Origin of the sequence: Nonomuraea terrae (assembly GCF_004348995.1) — a bacterium.
GTDB classification, from domain to species: Bacteria; Actinomycetota; Actinomycetes; order Streptosporangiales; family Streptosporangiaceae; genus Nonomuraea; species Nonomuraea terrae.
Window position 1 is genome coordinate 1 of the sequence record NZ_SMKQ01000180.1, and the last position, 18,666, is coordinate 18,666.

The 18,666-nt window shown below is 71.3% G+C and carries 19 protein-coding genes and 1 tRNA gene; 12 read left to right on the forward strand and 8 right to left on the reverse strand.

Annotated elements, in window-relative coordinates:
- The first annotated feature begins 289 nt into the window (after positions 1 to 289).
- The 6 genes from E1286_RS36455 (at position 290) to E1286_RS36480 (ending at position 5,393) form a co-directional block, all read left to right on the forward strand.
- Positions 290 to 1,765, forward strand: coding sequence for a protein kinase family protein (locus E1286_RS36455; protein ID WP_132620025.1), 1,476 nt, complete (start codon positions 290 to 292; stop codon positions 1,763 to 1,765).
- Positions 1,766 to 1,808: 43 nt separating this feature from the next.
- Positions 1,809 to 2,843, forward strand: coding sequence for a DUF2510 domain-containing protein (locus E1286_RS49575; RefSeq protein ID WP_223190769.1), 1,035 nt, complete (start codon positions 1,809 to 1,811; stop codon positions 2,841 to 2,843).
- A 72-nt stretch (positions 2,844 to 2,915) separates the two neighbouring features.
- Entirely contained in the window at positions 2,916 to 3,509 is a 594-nt protein-coding gene (gene orn, locus E1286_RS36465) for an oligoribonuclease (protein WP_132620027.1), read from the forward strand.
- Positions 3,510 to 3,578: 69 nt separating this feature from the next.
- Positions 3,579 to 3,654, forward strand: a tRNA-His gene (locus tag E1286_RS36470).
- A gap of 156 nt (positions 3,655 to 3,810) precedes the next feature.
- Positions 3,811 to 4,035 carry a helix-turn-helix domain-containing protein gene (locus E1286_RS36475; protein WP_132620029.1) on the forward strand — a complete coding sequence of 75 codons (225 nt, stop codon included), beginning with the start codon at positions 3,811 to 3,813 and terminating at the stop codon, positions 4,033 to 4,035.
- A gap of 137 nt (positions 4,036 to 4,172) precedes the next feature.
- Positions 4,173 to 5,393, forward strand: a complete 1,221-nt coding sequence (locus E1286_RS36480) for an NAD(P)/FAD-dependent oxidoreductase (RefSeq protein WP_132620031.1) — start codon at positions 4,173 to 4,175, stop codon at positions 5,391 to 5,393.
- On the opposite strand, the gene lat is transcribed toward E1286_RS36480, so the two are convergent.
- The 4 genes from lat to E1286_RS36500 all read right to left on the reverse strand — a co-directional run bounded on the left by lat (position 5,383) and on the right by E1286_RS36500 (position 9,569).
- Positions 5,383 to 6,660, reverse strand: a complete 1,278-nt coding sequence (gene lat, locus E1286_RS36485) for an L-lysine 6-transaminase (protein ID WP_132620033.1) — start codon at positions 6,658 to 6,660, stop codon at positions 5,383 to 5,385. The two genes, E1286_RS36480 and lat, sit on opposite strands and share 11 nt — an antisense overlap.
- Before the next feature lie 49 nt (positions 6,661 to 6,709).
- On the reverse strand, positions 6,710 to 7,252 hold the full coding sequence (locus tag E1286_RS36490) for an HdeD family acid-resistance protein (protein ID WP_132620035.1): 543 nt from the start codon (positions 7,250 to 7,252) through the stop codon (positions 6,710 to 6,712).
- Between the two features lie 83 nt (positions 7,253 to 7,335).
- A complete protein-coding gene (gene trhA, locus E1286_RS36495) occupies positions 7,336 to 7,983 on the reverse strand; it encodes a PAQR family membrane homeostasis protein TrhA (protein ID WP_165970075.1) in 648 nt (215 codons plus the stop codon).
- A 53-nt stretch (positions 7,984 to 8,036) separates the two neighbouring features.
- Positions 8,037 to 9,569 (reverse strand): penicillin-binding transpeptidase domain-containing protein, encoded by a 1,533-nt coding sequence (locus tag E1286_RS36500; protein ID WP_132620037.1) that lies wholly within the window; start codon positions 9,567 to 9,569, stop codon positions 8,037 to 8,039.
- Positions 9,570 to 9,691: 122 nt separating this feature from the next.
- Here E1286_RS36500 and E1286_RS36505 point away from each other — a divergent pair, with 122 nt between their 5' ends.
- Positions 9,692 to 10,441 carry a spermidine synthase gene (locus tag E1286_RS36505; protein WP_281282817.1) on the forward strand — a complete coding sequence of 250 codons (750 nt, stop codon included), beginning with the start codon at positions 9,692 to 9,694 and terminating at the stop codon, positions 10,439 to 10,441.
- Positions 10,442 to 10,548: 107 nt separating this feature from the next.
- On the opposite strand, the gene E1286_RS36510 is transcribed toward E1286_RS36505, so the two are convergent.
- Both E1286_RS36510 and E1286_RS36515 read right to left on the reverse strand, forming a co-directional pair.
- Positions 10,549 to 11,079, reverse strand: a complete 531-nt coding sequence (locus E1286_RS36510; RefSeq protein WP_132620039.1) for a hypothetical protein — start codon at positions 11,077 to 11,079, stop codon at positions 10,549 to 10,551.
- 12 nt (positions 11,080 to 11,091) lie between these two features.
- Complete coding sequence (locus E1286_RS36515) at positions 11,092 to 11,610, reverse strand: hypothetical protein (RefSeq protein ID WP_132620041.1); 519 nt, start codon at positions 11,608 to 11,610, stop codon at positions 11,092 to 11,094.
- Between the two features lie 133 nt (positions 11,611 to 11,743).
- Between E1286_RS36515 and E1286_RS36520 the strand changes: the two genes are divergently transcribed.
- The 5 genes from E1286_RS36520 to E1286_RS36540 all read left to right on the forward strand — a co-directional run bounded on the left by E1286_RS36520 (position 11,744) and on the right by E1286_RS36540 (position 16,020).
- The gene (locus E1286_RS36520) at positions 11,744 to 12,412 is read left to right on the forward strand and encodes a TetR/AcrR family transcriptional regulator (RefSeq protein ID WP_132620043.1); all 669 of its coding nucleotides are present in this window, start codon (positions 11,744 to 11,746) and stop codon (positions 12,410 to 12,412) included.
- 553 nt (positions 12,413 to 12,965) lie between these two features.
- The gene (locus E1286_RS36525; protein ID WP_132620045.1) at positions 12,966 to 13,910 is read left to right on the forward strand and encodes an SPFH domain-containing protein; all 945 of its coding nucleotides are present in this window, start codon (positions 12,966 to 12,968) and stop codon (positions 13,908 to 13,910) included.
- A gap of 5 nt (positions 13,911 to 13,915) precedes the next feature.
- Complete coding sequence (locus tag E1286_RS36530; protein WP_132620047.1) at positions 13,916 to 14,164, forward strand: type II toxin-antitoxin system antitoxin; 249 nt, start codon at positions 13,916 to 13,918, stop codon at positions 14,162 to 14,164.
- Positions 14,139 to 14,798: a GOLPH3/VPS74 family protein gene (locus tag E1286_RS36535; protein ID WP_132620049.1), complete on the forward strand. Its 660-nt coding sequence runs from the start codon at positions 14,139 to 14,141 to the stop codon at positions 14,796 to 14,798. The genes E1286_RS36530 and E1286_RS36535 overlap by 26 nt, the downstream gene beginning before the upstream one ends.
- 34 nt (positions 14,799 to 14,832) lie before the next feature.
- Positions 14,833 to 16,020 carry a DUF418 domain-containing protein gene (locus E1286_RS36540; RefSeq protein WP_246075484.1) on the forward strand — a complete coding sequence of 396 codons (1,188 nt, stop codon included), beginning with the start codon at positions 14,833 to 14,835 and terminating at the stop codon, positions 16,018 to 16,020.
- Here the strand turns inward: E1286_RS36540 and E1286_RS36545 are convergent.
- Positions 15,996 to 16,673, reverse strand: a complete 678-nt coding sequence (locus E1286_RS36545; RefSeq protein ID WP_132620051.1) for a response regulator transcription factor — start codon at positions 16,671 to 16,673, stop codon at positions 15,996 to 15,998. The two genes, E1286_RS36540 and E1286_RS36545, sit on opposite strands and share 25 nt — an antisense overlap.
- Positions 16,666 to 18,411: a sensor histidine kinase gene (locus tag E1286_RS36550; RefSeq protein WP_132620053.1), complete on the reverse strand. Its 1,746-nt coding sequence runs from the start codon at positions 18,409 to 18,411 to the stop codon at positions 16,666 to 16,668. The genes E1286_RS36545 and E1286_RS36550 overlap by 8 nt, the downstream gene beginning before the upstream one ends.
- Between the last annotated feature and the right edge of the window lie 255 nt (positions 18,412 to 18,666).

Below are 18,666 nucleotides of genomic sequence, written 5' to 3' on the forward strand. Positions count from 1 at the left end.
CACCCGTCCCCACCGATGACGGCGATCCCTCCCCCACCGGAACACCCGGCGACGGCGAGTCCCCAGACCCAGACCCCACAGACACGGACCCCACAGACGGCGGCCCGAGAGACGGAGACACCGACGACGACGGGCCCGGGGAAGAGCCGACCCTGACGTCCGCCCCCACGGCAGCACTCGTGGCGCTGGGCCTCGTGACGTCCGGCGCGATACCGGCCACACTTGCGGTGAGGCGACGCATGGCCGGTCGCCACAGAAGGACGCGTTAGACGCGCCGGGGGCGACGGCGATGGACAACACTGGACCCGGCATCGCCGGATTCCGGCTCACCCAGCACACCTGGCTGACCGAGCTCGGACACTGGATCGACGCCATCTCACCCGACGGACGCCGGGCGGGCGCGCTGCTGTTCGACCGGGCGGTCATCGGCCTGCCCGGCGTGCGCGACCGCGTGGTGCGAGCCGTCATGATCGACCAGCGGCTCGTGCTCGGCGGCCTGACCGGCCTGGTCCCGGTGGCCGACGTGGTCGCGGCGGGCGACCAGGTCTGGCTGCTCACCGCCCAGGCGGTCACGCCCACCCTGTCCGACCTCCTCACCACCACCGCGCGGCGAGCGAACCCGGCCGTCGGCGGCGTGGAGGCGGGTGGGGCGGCGTGCGTGCTGGTGGAGACGGCTCAGACGCTGCTCACGCTGCACGCCGCGGGGGTCACGCACGGCTCGGTGCATCCGCGTACGGTCGTGATCACCGCCGAGGGGGCCGCTCTGCTGTCGGAACGGGGGCTGGCCGACGCCGTGCGTGACCGGGCCTCGGCGCCTGGGCATGACGTGGCGGGGTGGGCGGCGCTGGCCCGTGTGCTGGCCGCGTCCTTCGGGGCGTCTGCGGTGGCCGAGCTGTTCGAACGCGCGGCCGCCACCGCCGGCGGCCATGGCCTGGCCGCCGCCCGCGACGTGCTCATCGACGGGCGCGGCGTGCTGCCCGGCGGCCGGATCGGCAGGGACACGCTGTCACGGGCGGCCCGCGACCGGTCCGCCTTCGCGCAGGCACCCCCGCACGCGACCTCGCCGTACGGGATGGCCGACGAAGGGGACATCGTCACCTTGCGCCACGTGCCCGAAGGGACGTACGGGGTTGATGAGGGGGACATCGTCACCCTGCTGCACGTTCCCGAAGGGACGACCGGGCCGGCGCGGTTCGCCCCGACCACCGCCCCGAGCACCGGCGAGACCCCCGGCCCGGCGCGGTTCGGGCCAGGGGTCGGGGCGCAGGAGCAGGGCGGGGAGACGGCGGCGCAGCGGATCTGGCGGTCCGGCGGCGACGCGGTCACCCTGCAACGCGCCGGGCGGGCGGCCAGGCGTTCGCGGGCCCGGCGCCGGCGGACGATCCTGTCCACGGCCGGGTTCGCGGTGATCATCGTAGGTGCGGTCCTGGCCTGGCTCCGGATGGGCGACGCGCCGGAGCTCGCGGTCAGCTCGGTCGACGTGGTGGCGCCGAAGAGGACGCAGGGCTGCGACAGCGCCGTCGTCATCACCGGCACGGTCGTCACCAACGGCGCCCCAGGCGAGATCACCTACGAATGGCGCAAGAACCTGGACGAGGACGTCGTCAGGGGAACGTTACGCACGCGTTCCGGCCAGACCTCCTACACCCTGCCGCTACGGTGGACGCTGCGCGGCGAGAGCGATGTCAGGGCCACGGCCACGCTGCGGATCGTCACGCCCGGCCCCGTACGCACCGGTAGGGCAAGCTTCAGGTACAAGTGCTGAAGCAGCAATGCATATCAAAGCGGTTCTTATTAACCTGGCGAACATGACCACGCAGACCCCCGCGGGATGGTATCCGGACCCCTACGGAGAGCCCCACCTCCGCTGGTGGGACGGTAAACAGTGGACGGATGCCATCCACGCCCACCAGCAGGGGGCACCAGAGGAGCAGCCGCCCTCCGGACCGCAGCCGCAACCGCAGCCGCAGTCCGATCCCGGCTGGTCCGCGACGCCCGCGAACCCCACCCTCCAGTACGGCCGGCCGACCCACGGCCAGTCCGCCTACGGTCACCCGGCGCCGGCCCAGCCGCAGTGGGGCGGCCCGCCGCCCAAGCAGCGCAGCCCGCTGCCGTGGGTGTTCGGCGGCCTGTCGGCGCTGGTGGTGCTGACGCTGATCGTGGTGGCGGTGGTCTTCGTCAACCGGCCCGTCACGCAGAGCGCGTCCCCCGAGCCCCCGGCGCCGAGCGACAGGTACATCCCGCCCTCCCAGGAGCCGCCGTCCCTGCCGCCCAGCGAGGACGCCGGCGCGTTCCCCCAGCCGTCGGGCGACCAGATCACCGATCCGCGCAGCGGCCTGTCGTTCGAGGTGCCCGACGGCTGGACGGTGCCGCCGTACGCGTCGGTCAACAGCGGTGACCCGAGCAGGCAGCTGTGGACGGCCGCGGCGCAGGCCACCGCGCAGCAGAACTACGACGGCCGGGACCACGACTGGATCGGCAACGTCTACACCGGCCCGCTCCACGAGCTCTATCCCTACTCGGGCGTCTCGGGGATGGGCGACACCGCCAAGGCGGTCTACGTCGACTTCTCCAGCCGGTTCTACACGCTCGCCCACGAGAGCCGGATCGTCGAGGACAAGGCGATGAAGATCGGCGACAGGGACGCGTGGGTGCTCCGGTTCGAGCTCGACTTCAGCAAGATCTCCGAAGAGAACGGCTACGCGTGGAAGAAGGAGAACGGCGCGATCGTGCTGATGGACCGCGGCGAGGGGCAGAGCCCGGCCATGCTGTACGTCTCCGTTCCCGACAATCTCGGCACGGATGTGGTGAGCCAGGTTCTCGGCTCGCTCGAGCCGGCCTGACGCGTGGCACTAGGCTGGTGGATGACAAGCGGGCGGATTGGAGTGCTCCGAGCCGCTGGGCGAGGAGATCGAATGAGTGACTTGCTGGTCTGGATCGACTGCGAGATGACCGGGCTCGACCTGGGTCGCGACGCGCTCGTCGAGGTGGCATGCGTCATCACCGACAGCGAGCTGAATCAGCTGGACGAAGGCGTCGACGTGGTCATCAAGCCACCGCCCGAGTCGCTGGAGCAGATGTCGCAGGTCGTACGCGAGATGCACACCGCCTCCGGGCTGCTGCCCGAGCTGGCGGGCGGGGTGACTCTGGCGGAGGCCGAGTCGCTCGTGCTCGACTACATCCGCCGCCACATCCCCGAGCCGAAGAAGGCGCCGCTGTGCGGCAACTCGATCGGCACCGACCGCACGTTCATCGCGCGCGACATGCCCGGGGTGGATGCGTATTTGCACTACCGGATGATCGACGTCTCGTCGATCAAGGAACTGGTTCGCCGATGGTACCCCCGTGTCTACTTCGCCGCGCCCGAGAAGCAAGGCGGACACAGGGCTTTGGCCGACATCACGGAGTCGATCAGGGAGCTCCGCTACTACCGCGCGGCCATCTTCGTGGGCCAGCCCGGGCCCGATTCGGCGACCGCCAGAGCACTCGCCGAGCGCGTCACGGGCTAAAGGTGTGGCGTAAAAGCTCCCGAACCCCGCTACACTTTTCCTGTCGCCACCACTCAGGTGGTGGCCGCGGTGGGTGTAGCTCAGTTGGCAGAGCGCCAGGTTGTGGTCCTGGATGTCGAGGGTTCAAGTCCCTTCACTCACCCCACGGGCAACGGCCGGTTCCTTTGGGACCGGCCGTTGTCGTTTTTCCCGACAACCGCCCCAAATCGCGACATTGCGGGTTATGCTCACTGTCTACCGCTAACGCCGGAAGCACGGGGGCATCGGCGATCTGACCGACTGCGCGCCACCCGGAGGCCGGATGAGAGTCGAAGACGCCGCGTTCGACAGCGTGTTCACGTCTCTGAGCAAGCGTGAAGCAGAGGTCATGGACCTGATCGCCACGGGGCAGTCCAACGGCGAGATCGCGCAGCGACTGTTCCTCAGCGAGAAGACCGTGAAGAACCACGTCAACCGCATCTACGCCAAGCTGGGGGTCGACTCGCGCGTCCGCGCCATCGGCCTGTGGCGCTCCCGCCAGGAGTGACGGGTGTCATCCTGAACCGGACCTCCTGAGCCGTCGCGTGGACCTGGGACTTTCCGGGTGGTTCCCGGCATAGGGGTTTAAGAGATGCTGAGAGTGCCAGAGGCATCCTTGACGTCGTTCAAGGGGAGTGACTTGGCATGGTGCAAAGAGCGCGGGTCGTCGTCGTGGGCGCGGGTTTCGCCGGGCTAGCCGCCACTCGCGAGCTGGCCAAGGGCGGCGCCCTCGTGACGCTGGTCGACCGCAATCCGTACGCGACCTTCCAGCCGCTGCTCTACCAGGTCGCCACGGCCGGGCTGGGCACGAGCGACGTGTCGTACCCGGTCAGGACATACACCGCCAAGTGGCCGAACGTGCGGGCGCGCCGGGCCGCGCTGAGCAAGGTGCTGCCGGACGAGCGGCGGGTGGAGTTCGAGGACGGCACCGGCCTCGACTACGACTACCTGGTGCTGGCCACGGGCGTCACGACCAACTGGCTCAACGTGCCGGGCTCGCGGGAGAACGCGCTGCCGATCTACTCGCTCGGCGACGCCGCGGGGCTGCGGCGGCGGCTGCAGCACTACCTGGAGGACACCGCGACGGGCCGGCGCAAGAGCATGCACGTCGTGGTGGTGGGCGCCGGGGCGACCGGCGTCGAGATGGCCGGCACGCTGGCGGAGCTGCGCCGGCGCACGCTGCCGCTCACCCATCCCGAGGTGCGTCCCGCGCAGACCAGCGTGACGCTGGTGGAGCGGTTCGACTTCGTGCTGGCGCCGTACAAGCCGCGGTTGCGGGACGCGGCGGCCAAGGCGCTGCGCAAGCGGGGCGTGAACCTGCGGCTGGGCTCCACGGTGGCCTCCGTCGAGCCGGACGCGGTGGTGCTGGAGGACGGCACGCGGCTGCCGAGCGACGTGACCGTGTGGGCGCTGGGTGTCACCGCGCCCCCCGAGGTGGGCTCCTGGGGGCTGCCGCAGGGCAAGGGCGGCAGGGTGACGCTCACGGAGGCGCTGAACGTCCCCGAGCATCCCGAGATCTTCGTGGCCGGCGACCTGTCCGGGCCGCCCAGCCCGCTGCCCCAGCTCGCCCAGCCGGCGATCCAGATGGGCAAGCACGTGGGCAAGCAGATCATCGCGGCCTCGAAGGGGCTGCCGGTGCGGTCGTTCTCGTACCGTGATCCGGGGATCATGGCGACCGTGGGCAAGGCGGAGGCCGTGCTGCAGCTGCCCAACGGGACGACGATGCGCGGGCTGCCCGCCTGGCTGGCGTGGATCTTCATCCACGTCGCGTACCTGCTGGGCGGGCGTAACCGCGTCAGTGTCCTGCTCAACTTCCTGTGGCGCTACGCCGGGCCCCGGCGCACCGCCACCAGCGTCACCCAGTAGAAAGGGCGGCGTCCACGGCTGCCAGGCCGTGCTCGACGTCGGCCTCCGCGATGTTCAGCGCCGGGCGCAGCCGTACGGAGCGGGGCCCGCAGGGCAGCACCAGGACCCCGTGCTGCTCCCTGAGCCGGGTCACCAGCGCGTCGCGGGCGGCCTGGTCGGGCAGGTCGAACGCGCACATCAGGCCGCGGCCGCGGACGTTCGACAGGGTCTCGGGGTGCCCGGCCTCCAGTTTGGTGAGGCGTTCGAGGAGCATGGCGCCGACCGTGCCGGCCCGTTCGATGAGGCCGTCGCGTTCGACGATCTCCAGGATGCCGCGGCTGCGCACCATGTCGACCAGGCCGCCGCCCCACGTCGAGTTGATCCGCCCGCTCTGCTGGAACACGTTGTCGGGCACCTCGTCCACCCGGCGGCCCGCCATGATCCCGCCGACCTGGACCTTCTTGGCGAACGCCACCACGTCGGGGGCGAGGCCCAGCTGCTGGTACGCCCACGGCGTCCCGGTCGTCCCGCCGCCGGTCTGCACCTCGTCGAGGACGAACAGGGCATCGTACTCGTGGCACAGGTCCTGCATGGCGCGCAGGAACTCGGGCCGCATGTGGTTGTCGCCGCCCTCTCCCTGGATGGGCTCGGCGATGAAGCAGGCGATGTCGTGCGGGTGGCGTTCGAAAGCCTCGCGGGCCTGGGCGAGCGCGCGTTCCTCGGCGGTCTCGACGTCACCGAGGTGGATGGCGGGCACGTCGATGCGCGGCCAGTCGAAGCGGGGGAAGCGGTCGGTCTTGGCCGGCTCGGTGTTGGTCAGGCTGAGGGTGTAGCCGCTGCGGCCGTGGAAGGCCCTGGTCAGGTGCATGACCTTGGTGCCGAGGTCGCGTGACCTGCCGGCGGCCTCGTTGCGGCGGCTCTTCCAGTCGAACGCGGTCTTGAGCGCGTTCTCGACGGCCAGGGCGCCGCCCTCGACGAAGAACAGGTGGGGAAGGTCGGGGTCGCCCAGCACGCGGACGAAGGTGTCGACGAAGTCGGCCAGGTGCTCGGTGTAGATGTCGGGGTTGGCCGGCTTGTTGCGCGCGACCTGGCCGAGCAGGCGGACGAAGTCGGGGTCGAAGGGCGGGTTCACGCCGAGCGGCGCGGAGGCGAAGAACGTGTAGAAGTCGAGGTAGCGGCGGCCGTCGCGGGCGTCGACCAGCCAGGAACCGCGGCTGAGCTCCAGGTCCAGCACGAGGCGGTATCCGTCGACGAGGAGGTGGCGGGCAAGGCGGGCGTGTACGTCCATGGCGCCTCCACGGCATTCCTACGGTGGAATACAGGTATATACGTAAAATTTATGGGACATCTACCCTGTTGGAGAAGTTCTTCACCCGCAATGCCAGGGCGATCATGGCGATGCCGTAGAGGATCGCGAAGACGCCGACGAGCCAGGCGAGGCTGACCAGGCCCGCGCCGGGCCAGATGATCAGCAGGACGCCGACGAGCACCGACAGGGCGCCGGCCACGATGAACGCCCACTCGTTGTGGATGACCTTGCGCAGGTGGATCCCGGCCGCGATCTCCGCCACGCCGCTGAAGACGGCCCAGACGGCCACGACGTAGAGCAGGGCGAGGGAGGTGATGCCCGGCCAGACCAATGCCACGATGCCGGCCAGGATCCCGATGACGCCGGTGACGATGAGCCAGGCCCTCGATCGCGTCGCGTGCCGGAAGCCGGCGAACAGCGCGAAGATCCCGCTGACCAGGGCGTACGCGCCAAAGAAGGCCACCAGGGCGAGCACGGTGATCCCGGGCCAGAGCAGCGCGAGGAAGCCGAAGACGACGGCCGCGAGACCGCGGAGCAGCAGCAGCCACCACGACCGAGAGACATCTACCATGCTGGTCTGCTTTTCCGGGATGCACCCGAAAAGAGCCCAGTACGGGGTCAAATATCAGCGATCTGGACGTCCGGACGCCGGCGTCATCCGTGCGAGTAGACCACGATCGACACCGCGATGTACTGCACGAGGTAGGCGGCGATGGTGAAGGCGTGGAAGATCTCGTGGAAGCCGAACCAGCGGGGTGAGGGGTCGGGCCGGCGCAGGCCGTACACGACGGCGCCGGCCGAGTAGAACACGCCTCCGACGGCCACCAGGACCACCGCGGCCACGCCCGCGCCGTCCAGCAGCTGCGGCATGACGAAGATCGCCGCCCAGCCCAGCGCCAGGTAGAGCACGGTGTAGAGCCAGCGCGGCGCGCCCATCCAGAGCATCCGGAACAGCACCCCGGCCAGGGCCCCGCCCCAGATAACCGACAGCACCGCCACCCGCGCGACCCCCTCCAGGGCCAGCAGCGCGAACGGCGTGTACGTGCCCGCGATGATCAGGTAGATGTTCGCGTGGTCGATCCTGCGCAGGAACTCGGCCAGCCGGGGGCCGAGCGTGCCGCGGTGGTAGGTCGCGGAGATGCCGAACAGCAGGGCCGACGTGATCGCGTAGACGGCACTGGCCAGGCGGGCCTGCACAGTGGGGCCGAGCGCCACGAGCACGAAGCCCGCGACCAGCGTCACGGGCAGCGCCCCGGCATGCAACCAGCCACGCAGCCTCGGCTTCACGGTGATGGTCGTCATAGAAACCTACGGTACCGTAGGTTACGGTTTCCGCCGCTTCGCCGAGACCGAGATCACACGCCGTTCAGGAAACGGGCGGCGATCGGCGCGGCCGCGGCCCGTCCCGATCCGCCGTGCCGGACGAACACGCAGAAGGCCAGGTCCTCGCGGAAGCCGATGAACCAGGCGTGCGAGGTCTCCCCCTCGACCTCGGCCGTGCCCGTCTTGCCCGACACGTCGGGGGGAAGCCCGGCGTCACTGGCCGTGCCGTGGTCGACCACGGCCCGCATCATGTCCCGGAGCGCGGCCACGATGCCGGCGTCCATCGGGGCGTCCTCGCCCGGCACGCCGTCGACGCGGCGTACCTGCTCCTCCGACAGCAGCCGGGGCGAGCGCCAGACGCCGCTCTCCACGGCGGCGGCCAGCGCGGCCATGCACAGCGGGCTCGCCACGACCTCGCCCTGGCCGATCGCGTCGGCGGCGAGCACGTCGAGGTCGGCGGCGGCCGGAACAGCGCCGCAGGTGCCGCCGATGCCGGTCGCGACCGACCGGCCGAACCCCCATTCGTCCGCCGTCCTGCTCAGCTCCTCGCCGGTGAGCCGCGTCGTGGCCTGCTCGACGAACGTGGTGTTGCAGGAGTGGGCGAAGGCGTCGGTGAACGTCACGACCCCGCGGTCCACCTCGCCGTCGTTGGTGAAGGAGCGGTGGAACGGGATCGTGTACGCACCCGGGCAGCCGACCTGCGCCGCCGGGTCGAGACCGGTCTTGAGCAGCGCCGCCGCGGTGATCGTCTTGAACACGGAGCCGGGCGGGAACACGTCGCGCACGGCGCTGTAGTTGTCGCGCAGACGGTCGGCGAGCGCCAGGATCTCGCCGGTGCTCGGCCGGATGACGACGATCGCGGAGTCGTCCACGGCGTCCAGCGCGCGGGCCGCCGCGGCCTGCACCGGGCGCGACAGGGTGGTGCGCTCGACGTTCGCCTCCGGCCGGCGGGTGATCAGCTGCCGGTCGGGCTGCCCCGGCACCTTCGACACCAGCGCCCACCCGTGGTTGGCCTCGGCGAACTCGGGCCTGAGCGGTTCGAGGTAGGCCTCGGCGTAGCTGTCGTTGGGGATCTTCTCGCCCTCGCTGGTGACGAGCTCGGCCGCCGAGGCGTCGATCTCCGTCAGCTCCAGCGTGCCGCCGTCCTTGAGCAGCGGGTGCAGCGTCTCGGGCGTCCACAGGACCTTCCGGGCGCGGTCGCGCACGCCCAGCCGCAGGACGCCGTCGAACGGCCAGGGCCCCAGCTCGGCGAGCTCGCGCACCCCCGCGAACGGCACCTCGGCGCTCTCGTCCCCGGTCTCACGCGGACTGCCGGGAGTGAGCCGGAGCGACTCGACGTGCAGGTCCTCACTCAGCGCGCGGTGCCGCTCGGCGAAGTCGGACGGCGGCTGGTCCACCAGCCTGACCATGGCCATCACGTCGCCCCGGCGCCAGGCGTCGAAGTACTCCTCGGCCGTCTGCTCGGCGCCGCCCTTGACCCGGTTGGCGGACGCGACGGCGAAAGCACCGGCCCCGACTATCGCGACAAGCGCGATGACGAGCACAATCAGCCTTCGTCGTCGCATACGGTTCTCCCAGGGAGGGATCTGACGTGGTACGTGGACAGCGGGAACCGATGCCCGGCCTGTATCCGGTGACGTTCGGCGAGGTCGAGCTTCTCCGGGACCTGGACAGGCAGGACGGCTGGATGTTGTCCAAGGATGGCGTACCTCAGTCGTACGTAGACCTACAAGACCCGACATTTCTGGAATTTGAGTATGTACGGCTTATGGCGGACGTGATCGACCTCCTCTCCGAGGGTCCGCTGAGCTGTGTCCACGTCGGCGGCGGCGCCTGCACGATCCCCCGTTACGTCTCGGCCACCCGGCCCGGGTCACGCCACATCGTCATCGAGCCCGACGGCCTGCTGGTCAACCTCGTACGCGAGCAGCTCGGCCTGCGTTCGGTGCCCAAGCTCAAGGTCATCGTCGCGGGCGGGCGCGAGGGTACCGCCAAGGTCTGGGACGCCACGGCCGACCTGATGGTGCTCGACGCGTTCGTCGGGGCGACGATGCCGGTGGAGCTGGCGACGGCCGAGTACATGGGCGATCTGGCGCGCGTCCTGCGTCCCGGCGGGACGCTGCTGATCAACATGGCCGACGGCAAGGGTCTGGCCTTCGCCAAACGGCTGCTGGCCACGGTGACGGGCACGTTCGGCCATGTGGCGCTGCTGGCCGAGCCGGGGGTCATGCGGGGGCGGCGCTTCGGCAACCTCATCGTGGCGGCCTCCCGTACGGAGCTGCCGGTCGACCTGCTCACGCGGCGGGCGGCGGGCGGGCTGACGCAGGCGCGCTGCGTGCACGGCGAGGCGCTGACCCACTTCATCGCGGGCGCGGCCCCGATCAGGGACGGCGACCCCGTCCTCGCCCCCGTCCCGCCTCCGGCCGTCTTCGACTGACACGGCGCAAGGTCGCGCGGGCGCTGGAACGCGGCGTCCGCGGCTCTCCCCGATGGGAGCGGGAGGCCGCGGACCGGGTGGTGCGTGTACGCCCGTGACGTGGCGGCTCAGCTGACGTACGCGTCCGCCGCGAGCAGGACGATCACCAGGAGCGAGCCCGCGGTGGTGAGGACGAACCGCACCACCACCAGGGGCCGCAGCCAGGAGGGGAAGCCAGAGCTCGCGGCGGCGATCACCCGCCGGGCGTCGAGGGCCCGCGCGGCCGGGTCGCCTGACTTCGCGAGGGCGGCCTCGGTGTAGCGGGTCGCGAACACCTGGCTCGTGGTGACGAAGCCGGCGCCGGCGAGGACGAGCGGCGTGACGACCCATGACAGCAGGCGGCCGGTCTCGTCCCCGGCGAGGTTGAGCGCGCCCAGCGTGGCCAGGACCGCGCCGATGGCGAGGGCCAGCCCGAACTCCCAGGCCCGCTCGGCGAAGCGGATGCCGTGACGGGCGAGGACGCCGGGCGCGTGGCCCTGGCGGGCCACCTCCGCCTCGGCGGCCCGCTGTGCGGCCTCTCCGGTGAACCAGACCGTGACCGGAAGGACGAGGAAGGTCGTGGCGAGCAGCAGTTGCAGTGCGGCGATCAGGCCGGTCATGGCGTCCGCCCTTCAGGCCGCGGCGGTGAGGGCGAGGGCGAGGAGTGAGGCGCCGAACACCACGACGTGGCGGGCGTTCGCCAGCTTCCACGTCCAGGACGGGAAGCCGGACTCGGCCGCCTTCAGCAGGGCCACCACGTCGATGCGGGCCAGCGTCGGGTCGCCCTTGCGGGCGAAGGCCGACCGTACGGACGAGACCGCGGTGACCTGGCTGTAGACGACGAGGCAGTTGACGACCAGGACGAGCGACTGCACGATCCACGTCACCGTGCCGGCCCAGGAGACGGCGGTGACGTTCAGCACGGCCGCCGCGACCATCACGGCGGCGATGCCCCCGGGGGCCCACGTCTCGTGCCCGCCGGCGTCGAACCTCATCCCGTTCTCGGCGAGCACGGAGCCGCGCACGCCCTGGCGGTCCAGCTCGGCGTGGGCGCCGGCGGTGGCGGCGGCTCCGTAGCGGTGGCGGACGAGCGGGATGCTGACGAATGCCAGGGCGACGAGGACCTGCGTCACGGCGACGACGACGTTCATGGGGGCTCCTTCGTGCCGGCCACCGCCGGCGCTTGAACTAAGTACAAGAGGAAGGTAGCCCGAGACTTGAACTAAGTGCAAGAGACATTCCTGAACTTTGTGCAACTGCGGGTCGATGCCCTATCGTTCGGGCATGCCGCGTGACACGCTGAGCCGCGACCAGATCGTCAGGACCGCCGTCGAGCTGCTCGACGAGGAGGGCCTCGACGGCCTCAACATGCGCGACCTCGGCAAGCGGCTCGGCACGGTCGCGACGGCGGTCTACTGGCACGTCAAGAACAAGGACGACCTCATCCTGCTGGCCGGCGACCAGGTCTGGGACGAGGTCGAGCTGCCCGACCTCGACGCCGTCGACTGGCGGACGGCGGCGACGCGGATGGCCGGCAGCCTGCACGCCATGCTGGCCCGGCACCCGTGGCTGGTGCAGGCGTTCGGGTCCCACCTGTTCTACGGCCCCGCCAAGGCGCGGCACGACGACCACAGCCTCGCGGTCTTCGAGGGCGCGGGCTTCCGGGGCGCGGCGGCCGATCTGGCGTCGGCGGCCGTCTTCACGTACGTGCTGGGCAACGTGCTCGGCATGTCGGCGCTCGACTCGCTCACCAAGCGGCTGAGCCGTACCGGCAAGGATCCCGAGGCGCTGATCGGCGCCACCATGGCCAGGGCGCGCGAGATCGCCGGCGACTTCCCGCGCCTGCGCGCCCGCCTCGGCACGTCGTCGGACGACTACAACGCCACCCCGGAGCACACCTTCGAGTACGGCCTGCGCGCCCTCCTCGACGGCCTCGCCGCCACCCTCCCCTGACTCGGCGGCGCATCACGTCCGTGTCGATCCGGGCCCTGCCGCCTCCGGCGGCGGTGAACCAGGGCGGTCTGAATACCAGCGATCCGGCACGTGCCGGCCGTCCGACGCCCGCACGTGCGGGGGCAGCCGATCGGCCTCGAAGGTCCCCGGGACGGTCAGGGTGCCGAGCGCGTACGGGGCCATGAAGCCTTGGGAGGCATGGACGCGGTAGGCCGACCTTGCCGAGATCCGCCTGCCGGCCGTTCTCCAGCACCCGGAAGCCGATGGTGTGGCTCGTCCCGTGAAGTACGCGGGCACCGGATCGAGATGGGTCAGCGCCATCACCCTCACGGCACTCGCGGGAGCCGCCGGCGCGGAAAGCAGCAGGACCGCCAGGGTTCGCGTGATGAACGTCCGCATGCCACCCCTGCGCCGGACGGCGCCGATGGGTTCCGCCGGAGAGGTGGCGGGAGCGACTCAATGGGCTTACCGACTGCGACCGCGGGTTTCCCCGTGTGCGAAAAAGTGATATCACTTTGCTAGCAAGGTGAAGTCATAGGGAAGGGGAGAGGCGATGACGGAGACGTCGAGCGGTGTCGCGATCGAAGCGGCGGTCGTCGACATGCCCGCGCCGCGCATCGAGGAGCGGCCGGTGCGGGCCGCCAACGGGTTCGCGATGCTGGGGATCTCGCTGGTGCTGGTCCTGGCCGGGATCGCGCTGCTCATCATGGGGATCGTCATGCTCGCCCGGGGCCAGGGCGGCTTGTGGCTGGTCGCGCTGACCAGCCTGGCGATCCTCGCCGGGCTGGTCCTGAGCTTCGGGCTGACCGCGGTCGCGCCCGGCGAGGCGCGGGTCGTGCAGCTGCTCGGCCGCTACGTCGGCACCCTGCGCACCCCCGGCTTCCAGTGGGTCAACCCGATCACGTTGCGCCGCCGGGTGTCCACGAGGATCCGCAACCACGAGACGGACGTGACGAAGGTCAACGACGCCGACGGCAACCCCATCCAGATCGCGACCGTGGTCGTCTGGCAGGTGCGGGACACCGCGCAGGCGGTCTTCGAGGTCGACGACTTCGTGGAGTTCGTGGCGATCCAGGCGGAGACGGCCGTGCGCCACATCGCGGGCAGCTACCCGTACGACTCCCACGGTGACCCCCGGCTGTCGCTGCGGGACAACGCCGACGAGATCAACGAGCAGCTGTCGACCGAGATCGCGGCCCGGGTGGCCGCGGCGGGCGTGAAGATCATCGAGTCGCGCATCGTCCATCTGGCGTACGCGCCGGAGATCGCCCACGCGATGCTCCGCCGCCAGCAGGCCGGCGCGGTCGTGGCGGCCCGCCAGCGGATCGTCGAGGGCGCGGTCGGCATGGTCGAGATGGCCCTGGCCAAGCTCGCCGAGCACGACGTGGTCGAGCTCGACGAGGAACGCAAGGCCGCCATGGTCAGCAACCTGCTCGTCGTGCTGGTGGGCGACCGCGACACCCAGCCCGTGGTCAACACCGGCACGCTTTACCAGTAAGCACCGTGGAGCGCAAGAAGATCCTCCTGCGGCTCGACCCGGTGGTCCACGACGCGCTGGCCAGATGGGCGTCCGACGAGCTGCGCAGTACGAACTCCCAGATCGAGTTCCTGCTGCGCAGGGCCCTGTCCGAGGCCGGGCGCCTGCCCGACAACGTCGGGGGGATGCGACCCCGCGGACGCCCTCGCAAGACCCCGCAGGACGACGAGCACGAGGAGGGAGCAGACGATGCAGACGCTGGTGCACCAGGATGAGCCGCTGACCCGATCGGCCTTCCTGCTGGCCTTCGACCTGCGCAAGCAGAAGCTGGTCAACCGCGGCCGACTCGGATACCTGCTGCGCGCCGCGGCCCTGGCCGAGCTGCTGCTGGCCGGCCATCTGGCCGACGACGCGGGCAAGGCGCGGGCGGTCAGCCCGCCCAAGGCCCGCGAGGGCTCCCTGCACGCGGCCCTCTGGAAGGACATCAACGCCTCGCGGCCGCGGTCCTGGGGGCGATGGATCAGCAAGGAGCACGCCCAGGCGTTCCGCCTGGTGCGCGACGACCTGGCGGCCGCCCGGCTGATCCGGGTGGAGCGCCGCCGGATCCTGCTGTTCCCGATCGAGCACATCACGCCGCGCAAGCCGTACGTGTCGCGCCGGCTCACCGAACGGGTGGGCAGGGCGCTGCGCAGCGGCCGGCCCGTGGCCCGGGTGGACGGCGGCGTCCGCGTGCTGGCGGCGCTGTCCGCCTCCGCCGGGCTCAAGACGGTCATGCCCTCGCGGGGGGAGTCGCGGCTGCGCGAAGACCGGATCCACCACCTGTCCATGCCCGTCGAGCCGATCGCCACGGCGCTGCGCAAGACCGTGGAGGCGGCCACGGGGGCGCACACGCACGGAGGCGGCGGCTGACGACACTGCCCGCCCTGACCCGGAGGAGACCACCGTGAACACCTCAACCCCTGCACCGACCCGCGCGCCCGGCCCGTCCGGCGCGCCCACCGGGCGGGCGCCGGCCCCCGACCTCGCTCGCGGCGTGATGCTGCTGGCCATCGCGTTCGCGCACGCCCCGCTGTTCGTCACCGACGTCGGCCGCGGGCCCGGCCTGGCGAACGAGATCACGAGCTTCTTCCACATGGTGTTCGTCAACAACCACGCCCGGCCGCTGTTCGCCTTCCTGTTCGGCTACTCGCTGGTCCAGCTGCTGAACCGGCGGCTGGCGCGCGGCGACGAGTGGGTGAGCGCCCGCAAGCTGCTGCGCCGGCGGGGCTGGTGGCTGGTCGCCATCGGGTTCGCCCACGTCGTGCTGCTCATCCCGATCGACATCCTGGCCACGTACGGGCTGGCGGCCGTCCTGCTCGTGGGGCTGTTGCGGCGCTCGGACCGGGCGCTGCTGTGGACGGCGGGGCTCGTCATGGTACCGGCGACGATCATGGTCGGCGGGGCGATGGGGTTCCCGCTGTCGCAGGGCATCCCGACGTTCGCCAAGGGCAGCATCGCCACGGACGGCGCCGGCTTCGGCGAGTTGCTGAGCGGGCGCGTCACGAGCTGGCCGGTCACCCTGGCCGTCGGTCTCCTCATGGTGGTGCCGGGCGTGCTGATCGGCATGTGGGCGGGCCGGCGGGGCTACCTCGACGAGCCCGAGCGGCACCGTTCCTTCCTGGTGCGCGCCGCAGTGATCACCACGGCGCTGTCCGTGGCCGGTAGCGTCCCGGCCGCTCTCATCCAGGCCGGGTGGTGGACGCACCCCTCCGGGGCGGCGCTGTGGACGGCGTCGTTCGCGCAGCCGCTCACCGGCTACGCCGGCGGCATCGGCATGGCGACGATCGTCGCACTGGTGGCGATCCGGGCGGTCCGCGGCCGGTTCAGGACGGCCGTGGAGGCGCTCGGGCAGCGCTCGATGAGCTTCTACCTCTTCCAGTCCGTCGCGTTCCTCCTGGTCTTCTCCCCCTACGGGCTCTGGCTGGAGGACGACCTCGGCCTGGCGGCGGCGACCGGGGTGGGCGCGGCGACGTGGCTGGTCTCGCTGCTGATCGCCGAGTTCATGCGGCGTGCCGGGCACCGCGGCCCGGCGGAGATCCTGCTGCGCCGCCTGGCGTACCGGACCCGTCAGGACGTGTCGGGCCCCAGGTAGGCGAGGACGGCGGCGACGCGCCGGTGCACGTCGCCGCTGTTCTCCAGGCCGAGCTTGGTGAAGATGGCGTTGACGTTCTTCTCCACCGACGAGACCGACAGGTGCAGGGTGCGGGCAATGGCCGAGTTGGACAGCCCGTGGGCCATCTCGCGCAGCACGTCCCGCTCGCGGGCCGTCAGCGCGTCACGCTGGCCGCGCACGTCGTGCCTGGCCAGCAGGCCTTCCACGACCTTCGGGTCGATGACCGACCCGCCGGAGGCCACCGCCCTGATCGCGCCCAGCAGCTCGTCGAGGTCGCCCACCCGGTCCTTCAGCAGGTAGGCGTAGCCCTCGGTGCCGTGCTTGAACAGCTCGAACGCGAACAACGCGTCGGAGAACTGCGACAGCACCACCACCCCGACCTTCGGGTGCGCGGAGCGGATGCGGTGGGCGGCGTCGATGCCCTCGAAGCCCTGCCGCCACTCCCCTCCGGGCATCCGGATGTCGGTGACCACCACGTCGGGCCCGAGGCGGCGGACGGCGTCGAGCAGCTCGTCGGCGTCGCCCACCGCGCCCACGACCGTCACCTCGCCGGACATCTCCAGCAGCCTTCGGGTGCCCTCGCGCACCAGGTAGTGGTCGTCGGCCACCACCGTACGGATTCGCTCACCCATCGACCGGCACCCACGCGTTCACCCGTGTTCCCTTCCCTGTTCCGCTGTGCACCGTCAGCCCGCCGCCCAGCGCGTCGAGCCGGTCGGCGAGGGTCGCAAGGCCCCTGCGGCCCACCGTCGCCGGGTCGAAGCCCTTGCCGTCGTCGCTCACCGTGGCCTGCAGCCGGCCGTCGTGGTGGGCGAGGCGGACGTCGATGTGCGCCGCCTCGGCGTGTTTGAGGGCGTTGGCGACGGACTCGCTCACGGTGAAGTACATCGCGCCCTCGACGCGGTCGGCGAAGCGCCTCGTGCGCAGTGACGGCGACGTGGTCACCGTCGTGCGGACGGGCAGGCGGGAGCAGCGCTCCTCCACCGCGTCCACCAGACCGCCCTGGCTGAGGGACGACGGGTGGATGCCGGCCGCCAGCTCCCGCAGGTCGGCGAGCGTCTGGCGGGCCTGCTCGCGCAGGTCGGCGAGCATGCCGGGGTCGGCCCCGCCGGTTGCCCTGGCGAGTTCGAGGCCGGCGATGAGGGCGACGAGCTGCTGCTGCACGCCGTCGTGGATGTTGCGCTCGATGCGGCGGCGTTCGGCCTCCTGGGCGTTGACCAGGCGGGAGACCAGGGCGGCGTTCTGGATGGCCAGCCCGGCGGGCACGGCCAGGGAGTGCAGGAGGCGCCGGTCGACGCGGTTCAGCGGGCCGGCGATCTTGGGCCCGCACTCGATGCGGCCGGGGCCGCCGCCCACCAGCACCTCCAGCGCCGGCGGGCCGTCCTGCCGTCCGGCGACCACGCGCGTGCCGTCGGGCAGCGCCACGGCCGCCCACGTGACCTCCAGCCCCGACCGCACCGCGGCGGCCAGCCGGCCGAGCTGCTCCACCGGCTCGGCGGCCTCCTCCAGCGCCGTGCCGAGGTCGGACAGCACCTCGTCCACGGTCGGGCGCACGTCGAAGACCATGTGCAGGCGTGATCCGCGGATGCCGACGCGGATGTCGAGCAGCCGATGCCGCACGATCGCCACCGCGATGGCGCCCGGCAACGACCCCACCACGAACAGGAGCCCCGTCATCGCGGCCGCCCCGTACATCGAGGTCCCGAGCACGCCGGTGATCGAGAGGGCCGCGATGACCATCCCCGCCAGGGTCGCGCAGTGGCCCGCGACCATCAGCGCGTACTGACCGCGCTCACCCTTCGCCCGCCGCCAGCGGCTGACGAGCCCGGCGAGCACGATGAAGCCCATGATCCACGTGACGATCTGGCCGAGCCCGCTCAAGGCGGACACGACCAGCAAGGCAGCCGACCTCCCCGCCGGATTCCGGTACTGGCTGATGTCGATGACGAACCCGGTGGAGTGAATCGCGATCGCGACACCGGAGATCCACGCCACGACCCGCCACCGACGCCCCGGCGGCAGCCGGCCGTCGGGGAACAACAGCGGCACGAAGATCAGGGTCAGGCCGTAGAAGGGTCCGTACATGGCGGCGAGGAGGCTGGTGACCAGCGCCGGAGCGTCGGTCGTGCGCAGTCCGGCGCCGAGCGCGCCAAGGCCGAAGGACAGCCCGGTGACCAGCAGCAGCCAGCCGTAACGCAGCTCAGGACGCCGGTCGGCGAGCAGCCAGCCCAGCCCGGAGAAGCCCCAGGAGACGAAGATGAACACCCAGCCGCCGGCCGCGAATGGTTGCTCGCCGGCCAGCACCGACCCGGTCGTGGTGGCGGCGGCCGCGGTCAAGGCGAGCGACCCGGCCAGCAGCCTCGATCTCATAGGGCCTCATGGTGTCGGGCGACGTGCAGAGCGTCTATGAGGTTATCCGCATATTCGTTACGGCCATCCGCCCCGCTCGGACGGCGGCCCACCCGGTGGTCCCGATCACGCCGCAGCGGGTCTCCTGGGGTTCGGGAACGCACCGGCGCTCCCGGTGAACACCGAAGGAGACCTCATGAATCCCTCGTCGAGGCCCGCCCGGCTCCTCGCGGTGGCCGCGGTGGCGATCAGTATGTCGGCCTGCGCGAGCACCCC